Origin of the sequence: Sphingobium sp. ba1 (genome assembly GCF_000743655.1) — a bacterium.
Lineage (GTDB): Bacteria > Pseudomonadota > Alphaproteobacteria > Sphingomonadales > Sphingomonadaceae > Sphingobium.
In genome coordinates this window covers 841,239-849,112 of the sequence record NZ_JPPQ01000069.1, presented here as the reverse complement: position 1 = coordinate 849,112, position 7,874 = coordinate 841,239, and the positions used below count along the sequence as shown (strand labels likewise).

Genomic DNA, 7,874 nt, shown 5'->3' with positions numbered 1-7,874 from the left:
GTAACACGATGGCCTGGTTTTACGCCGCCGAATGGCCGACTTTTGCTCCGCCGTTGACAAATAAGATATGAACGAGGGCAATCGGCCACAGCAGCAACCCGTAGACGAACCATGATGCGACCGACTGGCCCCGCGAGTTGGCAATCATAGCCACAATGCCAGCCATGATTATCCAGAATACAAACAGGTCCATTAACGCTCTCTCTATTTGTAGGTTTGGGGCTATACTATTTGACGAAGACCACTGCAATCGGTCGGCAGCGGGCTAAGGGCCTCCTATATTTCACGATGTGGCCGCGCATCTCTTGACCGCTTCTATCTGATCTTCAGCCCTCATGCTAAAACCCTTGCCGACCTCAACAAAGCGCACGCCATTGCGCTCGGAAATCTTGACGGATGCGTAGACCCCGCCGCTGCCGTTGCCAGTCGTGATGATGGTTACGTCCGGGCCACGAATGACGGACGGCAGACCGCTTGGACTGAGTTCAATTCCTAAGCACAATTCTAGTTCGGCAACCGATCGCGTGCTCTCGAAAGCCGCACGAGGGGGGTGCGACCAGACTTGCTTTAGCCTCTCTTATTCACCGGGCTGCTGCGTGATGGCTTAATCCGGGACGGGGTGGCAGGCTGAGGCGGCCAGCGCGAGTTGCCCTGTGGCGACTATTTCATCGCGTTTGGCCGAGAGGTTTGCGGGGTTTCTGGACAGGGTGGATCGATCTGCGGCCGCGCCGCGCCGTTCAGGTCGGCGCGGGTTTGAGGGCGCGGGCGATATGCTGGAAGATGTCGGCGTCGGGGCAAGCGCTGGCGAAGGCGATGCGGATGCGACTGGCGGTTTCGACGACGCGGGCGGCGACCTTGATGAGGCGGATGCGGATGGTGGCGAACTCGGCGTTCCTCAGCGCTGCGGTGGCGGGCACGGCCTGCCGCAGCTTCCACATCAGCCAATATGCGGCGGTGTGGAGGATGAGGCGCATCTGGTTGGCATTGGCCGATCGGCACGAGGTGCGATCGCTCTTCAACTGGGTCTTGTGGAGTTTGATGAGGTTTTCGGCCTGGCCACGAGCACAATAGAGCGTGTCGTAGATGTGCTCGGCGCTACCAAGCTCGATCGAGGTGACGACGAAGCGGATATCGAGGCCCATAGTGCTGGCTTCGATCCGCGCGACGACCCTGCGTTTGGTCGGCCCCCAGGATTTGGCGGCGTAGCAAGTCTCGGCATAACGGCGCAGCACGCCCAATCCCTGCAGCGCCCGGTCGGTGGCACAGGCATCGCCGCGATTGACGATGACGGGATCGGCATGGAGCGCCTTGTTGCCGGGCAGGCCGAACACATAGTCGATGCCGTTCGCCTCGCACCACGCCATGATCTCGGGGCGGCCGTAATGGCCATCACCGCGTAGCGTGATGCGGGTATTGGGCCAGTGGCGGCGGATGCGCCGGATCAGCCGACGCACATGGCCTGCCGTCTCGACCCCCGATGGGCTCTTGCCGGTGCGCAGCAGCATCGCCACCGGACGTCCAGTCGCGGTGTCATAAACATGGATCGGCAGGAAGCAGCGCTCGCCATAATGGCCGTTCCAGAAGGAGAGCTGCTGGCCGCCATGGACGACATCAACCGTCTCATCGATATCAAGCGTCACCGCGACCGGCGGCACGGGATAGCTCGCGCAGTAGAGATCAACGAGCGCGCCTGTCAGACGCACCAGTTCGCGCGTCGTCGGCGCATTCTCCCAGCGGCTCATCGTTGGCTGGCTTGCCAGGCCGATCACGCCGCCGGGCAGTTTGCCGAGCGCCAGCTTGAACCCAGGATCGTGACGCAAACTGTCGAGATCATCGGCATCCTCATAGCCGCAGGCGATCGCCAGCATGCGAGCGCGCAGGATGTCGTCGAGATCGTGGACGACGCGGCTCTGGTCGCGAGGGTCGCAAATGCAGGCGGCAAGCCGTTCCGCAATGCCAAGCTGTCGCTCGGCCTGCGCCAGCAGCAATACGCCACCATCGGATGTCAGCCGACCGCCGTCGAAGGCGGCGGTCATTTTCTTGCGGCAAATCGCTGGGAATGAGAAACCGAGGAGGCTATCATCTGCCATGGCGGTCGTGGCACTTTCTGTCCGGCGTAGAGGGATGATTTAAGCACTCTTTCTCTACTCCAGATCAGTAACTTACGCCACGTCCGCCAACCCCATCCCATGCCGCCGGTGAATAAGACGGGTTAGATTATCCGCTAGACTCGGATCTGCCGGTGCCAGAATAGCTAAAAATGTTATAATGAGCTTTCGCATGGCCCGCCTCCAGCTGTGTCAGAGGCACATCCCGGCTAATAGCCGGGCGTTCAGAACTCGGCACGTAGCACCAAGCGCCGCCGCCTTTGGGCAAGCCTTGGACATACGCGACGGCCACCCGGCCGAGATAACTCGACCGGCTACGTGACTGCCGGGGTTCTGAAGCCCCACGCGCGGGACAGACCGTGCGCAGTGCTGGAGTGGCAGATTGAGGTCGTGACCGCAACAGAGAAGGCTATCGGAGAATTTCAAGGGGAAAATCGCGCTGGTTCACGCTGGTCCACGCAGTATCCGGCCTAAAACAGTAGGTTCGCGCCTGATATGACTTGGTCCACCAACAACAAAGGATGAGACCATGAGTGAGATTTTTGTGAACGAGCGGGAAGCCGCAACTCGGCTGGGACTAGCACCGGCTACACTGAGTAGGTGGCGCTGGGCGGGCAAAGGTCCCGCATCAAGAAAGTTTGGTGGTGCGGTGCGTTATGCGGTCAGCGATCTTGACCGGTTTGCTGAGAATCCTGGAGGCCAGTCATGAGCGCGGATGTAGCTGAACATCGAAACAATAGCTGGGAGAGCCATCAATACGAAGGTGGCGAAATGATCTGGGGCCGTCCCAGCGACGAGGACGAAATGTGGGGCGATGACGACTCCATTATCCACGGTCCCGAGGCGTATGAGTCCAGATTTGCTCCGGGCTTTGTCGGCGTATTAGACCTATATCCCGGCGACAATGCATATCACGCATTGCACCACACGAAGCGCCTTCTCACCCAACTAGAAAAGCGCACGGGTGAACGTGGATGCGTTCGGCGTGAGTGTTTTATTCCCGACGCGGAAAGCCGATTGTTAGTGACGGGGTTAAAACCGGGTTCAAAGGGGCGGCTTTCGACTTGGATCGATCTGGAACTTGGCCAGTCGTTGTTTCTAGGATTGGTTTTTGACGACGCTGATAAAAGGGCCGCAGGCCGGATTGCCCGCTACCTCGAGAAGCGTGGCCACGGGAGATTTATCGTTTTCGTCGACATCGAAGATTTGATGTGGGTGAAGCGGGTAGAATTAGCGCCAGGGGTACACAGCCTGTCCAGTCCGCCAACATCGCCGGAGCTTCGGTGACATTCAAGCTAGAATGGTCGATCCGACCGAACCGCCCTTTCAAAATCGAAATGTTGGAGACGTTGCTCTATAGGAAAACGAATTTCTGAATTTTACCCCCCTTCAGATATATATGTTCTTGTTACCTATATATATTATTTCGATTATCTGCCTCTCCTCCTCCTCCTCAAAAAAATTTATTATATATAAGGAAGGGGTATAAAATTCAGAAATTCAATTTCCTATAGAGTAGCTAGCCATGCCTTTTCCTCGATCTGACGATCTTCAAGCCGTGTATGACCTCGAAGTCGATCAGGAGTGGCGACTTTCGCCCGGCGACGGGGAAACGGTGGAGCAAGCGTTCGCTCGATTAAAGCTGCGGACCGCCAAATATGCCACCAAAGATCGATACTATCGGCTAAAGATTGAATTTGATGAAATCGTAATACAGAGAATATCGAAAGAATTTCGTGGAAAGCTTTGCGATTTTCTCAAGATGGAATCAGGCACTCAAATTTTACTTAAAACAAATCCGACAGAGGAAGATTTTAAGAAAGCTAGAAACAAAGCCGAATATCTTTGTGAATATTACACATCTAATCGGCGCGATCGCAAGGGATACTACGAATCACATAAGGACAAATCAGGTAGACTAATCATGTATTGCGCAATTAATGCTATGGGGGAGCGTAAAGAAGGCCTGTCTGAGGATTGGTGGAATTGGCCGATGGTCCATCTTTGGGAAGGTGAGTGGAAGTGAATGCTCTCCCGTTTTGCGCGATTACCGTTCAGGCGCCGCAGAAGGCTCGTGGGGCGCGATTTCGTTTTTTGGCACTCCAGGTAGTCGACCGCCTTGATTGTGACTCACAGGGGCTCCTAGAGGCTGTCACGGCCCTTTAACCCGCCGCACCTTTGTTGTGCTGGCCACATTGGAAACCCTTACCGCCACTCCGGCCCGTCGCGGGCAAATTTGCTTCCCGCACCGAAATAGCAAGCTCTCGCCCTACGACGGCCCTTCAATCGGCCGTTCGTCGTTGCGACACAAAACTAAGGTCATTATTCGACCGGTTGAAAGGGCCGTGTGGCAATAGCAGCGTTTCCAGAATGCCCAAGAATCGAAAATTGCGAAAAATAACTCCGCTGGTTTTCATCGACTATTGCTTATATGGCTGATTTATATAGGAAAAAATCGTGTTACCCTTGCTCTGAACGATCCATGCGGTTTAGACAGTCTCGCTCGTTGATCGTTTGAAGGCCCAGTTGGTCGCGAAGCAGGCAGTGAGCAAGAAAGTTCAACGTGAGCGCCGTTCGCGATGCGAGCGCGATACGACTAACAAAAAGGGGCTCAAATTCTGAGTGTGGGGACAACCGTGGGGACACATGCTTCGATCTACCTGTTTATGCAGCTATTTCAGGATTTTACATCGGATCGTTGGCGGAAGCGGTGGGATTCGAACCCACGGTGAGCTTGCACCCACGGCGGTTTTCAAGACCGCTGCCTTAAACCACTCGGCCACACTTCCGTTGTCCCGCTTCCTAGCGCGCCGGACGGCGTTGCCAAGCGCAAAAATCGTCGATCGATCGGTTCATCCCTTTCTTGGGGCCGACGCGCCATTAAGGGATTCACCTCGCCTCCTGCCTGTGCAACAACGGGGCTATGGGAGATTCTTTGCATACATCCATATTTTCGCTGCTGCTTGGCCTGACTGGCGTCGCCGCCTGCAGCGTCGCGCCGACCCCGGCCGTGGCGCAGGACAACGCGGCGTTCCGCGCTTATCTCGACAGCATCCGGCCCAAGGCGCGGGCGATGGGGATCAGGGATGCGACGCTCGATGGCGTGTTTGCCACGCTGACACCCAATCTGCGCGTCATCGAACTGGACCAGAGCCAGCCGGGTGGCGGCGCTTATTCGCCGATCCCGAATTTCGAGCCTTATCGCGTGAAACATGTCGATTCCGCGCGGATCAATCGCGGCCGGATTGCCTATCGTAACAATCGCGCGCGTCTCGCCCTGATCGAGGCGGAAACCGGCGTGCCCGAAGAAATCATGGTCGCGATCTATGGCCATGAGACCAATTATGGCTCCTATACTGGCGACTTCGATCTGATCCGTTCGCTCGCGACCCTTTCGTGGGAAGGGCGTCGGCGGACGCTGTTCGAACCCGAATTGCTGGCGACGCTCAAGATGTTGGACAATGGCGTGCCGCGCAGCCGCCTGGTCGGCAGTTGGGCAGGCGCAACGGGCTATCCGCAATTCCTGCCCAGCGTCTATCTGCGCCTGGCGCGCGATGGCGATGGCGATGGCAAGGCCGACATCTGGACCAGCGAGGCCGACGCCCTGGCGTCGATCGCCAATTATTTCGTGCAGTCGGGCTGGCGCGCCGGGCAACCCTGGGGCGTGGCGGTCAATGTGCCGAGCGGTTTCAACCGCGCGGCCGTTACGGCCCGGACGCAGCCAGCACGCTGCCCGCGCGTGTTCAACCGGCATAGCCGTTGGCTGACCATCGCCGAATGGCGCAAGATGGGCATGTCGCTGGCGCGGGACAGTTGGCCGGCCGACAGCGTGATGGCGACGCTGCTGGAGCCGGATGGGCGGGGCAAGACCGCCTATCTGCTGACCGGCAATTACCGCGCGATCCTCGACTATAATTGCTCCAATTTCTACGCCCTGTCCGTGGGGTTGCTGGCCGATGCGGTCAAACAATAGGGCAGGTGCGCCGTCAGCGGCAGCCGGCATGCTGCTGGTGCTGGCCTCCTGTGGCGCAGAGCCACCACTGGCACCACCGACGACCACGCCGCGCCCGGTGCCACAGATGCCGATGGTCGCCGACGAGCCGGTCACGATCGGGGCACCTTACACCGTGGCGGGCGTCACCTACACACCCGAAGACGCGCCCAATTATGACGCGGTCGGCTATGCCGGTTGGTATGGGGAAGAATTGCAGGGCAACAAGACCGCCAACGGCGAAGCCTTCATGCCTATGGCGATCACCGCCGCACACAAGACCTTGCCTTTGCCCAGCTATGTCGAGGTGACCGCGCTCGATAGCGGCAAGACCATTTTGGTGCGCATCAATGATCGCGGGCCATTCGCCAATGATCGGCTGATCGACCTGTCGCGCGGCGCGGCGGAGCAATTGGGGATCATCGGAGCCGGTGCAGCGCCCGTACGGGTGCGCCGCGTCAATCCGCCGGAGCAGGATCGCGCTCTGCTGCGCGCCCACCAACGCGCCGCCGAACGACTGGAAACGCCCGCCGCGCTGCTGGCGCCTTTGCGGGCCAAATTGCCGCCGCGCCAGCCAGTCGCCAGCGCACCCCTATCGCCCAAAACGCACCCGACGTCCCCCGCGCCACCCGTCACGACCAAGGGCGGCTATGTCGTCCAGGTCGGGGCCTTCTCCTCCCGCAACCGCGCAGAAACGCTCGCCAAACGCATCGGCGCAACCGCCATCGAGGGCGGCAGCCTCTGGCGCGTGCGCTTTGGCCCCTATCCTACCCGAACCGCGGCGCAGGCGGGCGTCCGGGCCGCCGCAGCAGGGGGCTTTGAGAATGCGCCCATCATCGCTAATGACGCCCGATAGACCCGGCGCAGCGCCGCACGATTCCATTCCATTGAAGGCAGTGTCATGAACAAGTCCGTTGCAGTCCTCCTCTTCGCCGGGCTGTTGACCCAGCCCCTGACTGCCGCCGCGCCGCCCTACACCAGCGAAGCGCCGATCGCTTATATGAAGGATCTGTCGTCGGGCGCGGTTCTCTTTAACAAGGGTGGCCAGACGCGGATGCCGCCCGCCTCCATGGCGAAGATGATGACGGCGCATGTCGCCTTCCGCCTGATCCAGCGCGGCGAATTGAAGCTCGACACGATGTTCACCGTGCGCCCGGAAACCTGGAAACAGTGGCACGGGCCGCAGGCCGGGTCGACCATGTTCCTCTCAGCGGGTGAGCAAGTCTCGGTGGAAAATCTGCTGCACGGCATCGTCACCCTGTCGGGCAATGATGCCTGCGTGGTCCTGGCCGAAGGCATTGCGGGCACCGAACAGGCGTTCGTCGCGCAGATGAATGAAGAAGCCAAGCGGCTGGGCCTCAAGAACAGCCATTTCGGCACCAGCAATGGCTGGCCGGACGAAGGCGTGACCTATGTCACGGCCGAAGATCTCGCCAGCCTCGCCCAGGCGACGATCGAGGAAACGCCCGACCTCTACAAGCGCTTCTATGCCGCGCGCTCCTTCACCTGGGGCAAGACGATGGGCGGGGCCGACATCAGCCAGGGCAATCGCAACCCGATTTTGGGCAAGATCGCCGGGGCGGACGGCCTCAAGACCGGGCACACGCAGGAAGCGGGCTATGGCTTTACCGGGTCGGCCGAACAGGATGGTCGCCGCCTGGTCATGGTCGTCGCCGGGCTGACCAGCTTCAATGGCCGCATCGGCGAATCGGTGCGCTTCATGGACTGGGGCTTCAAGGCGTGGAAGGCGCAGCCCTTGTTCAAGAAGGGCGCGG

Annotated in this window: 8 protein-coding genes and 1 tRNA gene; 6 read left to right on the top strand and 3 right to left on the bottom strand. The window is 59.4% G+C overall.

Going from position 1 to position 7,874, the window contains the following annotated elements; genetic code table 11:
* Positions 1-19: 19 nt before the first annotated feature.
* Both IL54_RS24890 and IL54_RS07110 read right to left on the bottom strand, forming a co-directional pair.
* The gene (locus IL54_RS24890) at positions 20-193 is read right to left on the bottom strand and encodes a hypothetical protein (RefSeq protein WP_193378825.1); all 174 of its coding nucleotides are present in this window, start codon (positions 191-193) and stop codon (positions 20-22) included.
* A gap of 544 nt (positions 194-737) precedes the next feature.
* Positions 738-2,090 (bottom strand): IS1380 family transposase, encoded by a 1,353-nt coding sequence (locus tag IL54_RS07110; protein ID WP_037472266.1) that lies wholly within the window; start codon positions 2,088-2,090, stop codon positions 738-740.
* A gap of 547 nt (positions 2,091-2,637) precedes the next feature.
* Here IL54_RS07110 and IL54_RS25860 point away from each other — a divergent pair.
* The 3 genes from IL54_RS25860 (at position 2,638) to IL54_RS07100 (ending at position 4,134) form a co-directional block, all read left to right on the top strand.
* Positions 2,638-2,817 carry a helix-turn-helix domain-containing protein gene (locus IL54_RS25860; RefSeq protein ID WP_076605471.1) on the top strand — a complete coding sequence of 60 codons (180 nt, stop codon included), beginning with the start codon at positions 2,638-2,640 and terminating at the stop codon, positions 2,815-2,817.
* On the top strand, positions 2,814-3,395 hold the full coding sequence (locus tag IL54_RS07105; protein ID WP_037474326.1) for a hypothetical protein: 582 nt from the start codon (positions 2,814-2,816) through the stop codon (positions 3,393-3,395). The genes IL54_RS25860 and IL54_RS07105 overlap by 4 nt, the downstream gene beginning before the upstream one ends.
* Before the next feature lie 271 nt (positions 3,396-3,666).
* Entirely contained in the window at positions 3,667-4,134 is a 468-nt protein-coding gene (locus tag IL54_RS07100; protein WP_156106165.1) for a hypothetical protein, read from the top strand.
* A gap of 673 nt (positions 4,135-4,807) precedes the next feature.
* On the opposite strand, the gene IL54_RS07095 is transcribed toward IL54_RS07100, so the two are convergent.
* Positions 4,808-4,897: transfer RNA gene (locus IL54_RS07095), tRNA-Ser, on the bottom strand.
* A gap of 134 nt (positions 4,898-5,031) precedes the next feature.
* On the opposite strand from IL54_RS07095, the gene IL54_RS07090 reads away from it, so the two are divergent.
* The 3 genes from IL54_RS07090 to IL54_RS24885 all read left to right on the top strand — a co-directional run.
* Complete coding sequence (locus IL54_RS07090) at positions 5,032-6,081, top strand: lytic murein transglycosylase (protein ID WP_037474320.1); 1,050 nt, start codon at positions 5,032-5,034, stop codon at positions 6,079-6,081.
* Complete coding sequence (locus IL54_RS07085; protein ID WP_037474318.1) at positions 6,065-6,955, top strand: SPOR domain-containing protein; 891 nt, start codon at positions 6,065-6,067, stop codon at positions 6,953-6,955. The genes IL54_RS07090 and IL54_RS07085 overlap by 17 nt, the downstream gene beginning before the upstream one ends.
* A gap of 45 nt (positions 6,956-7,000) precedes the next feature.
* Positions 7,001-7,874, top strand: an 874-nt coding sequence (locus tag IL54_RS24885; RefSeq protein WP_193378890.1) for a D-alanyl-D-alanine carboxypeptidase family protein, incomplete at its 3' end; no start/stop codon positions are given.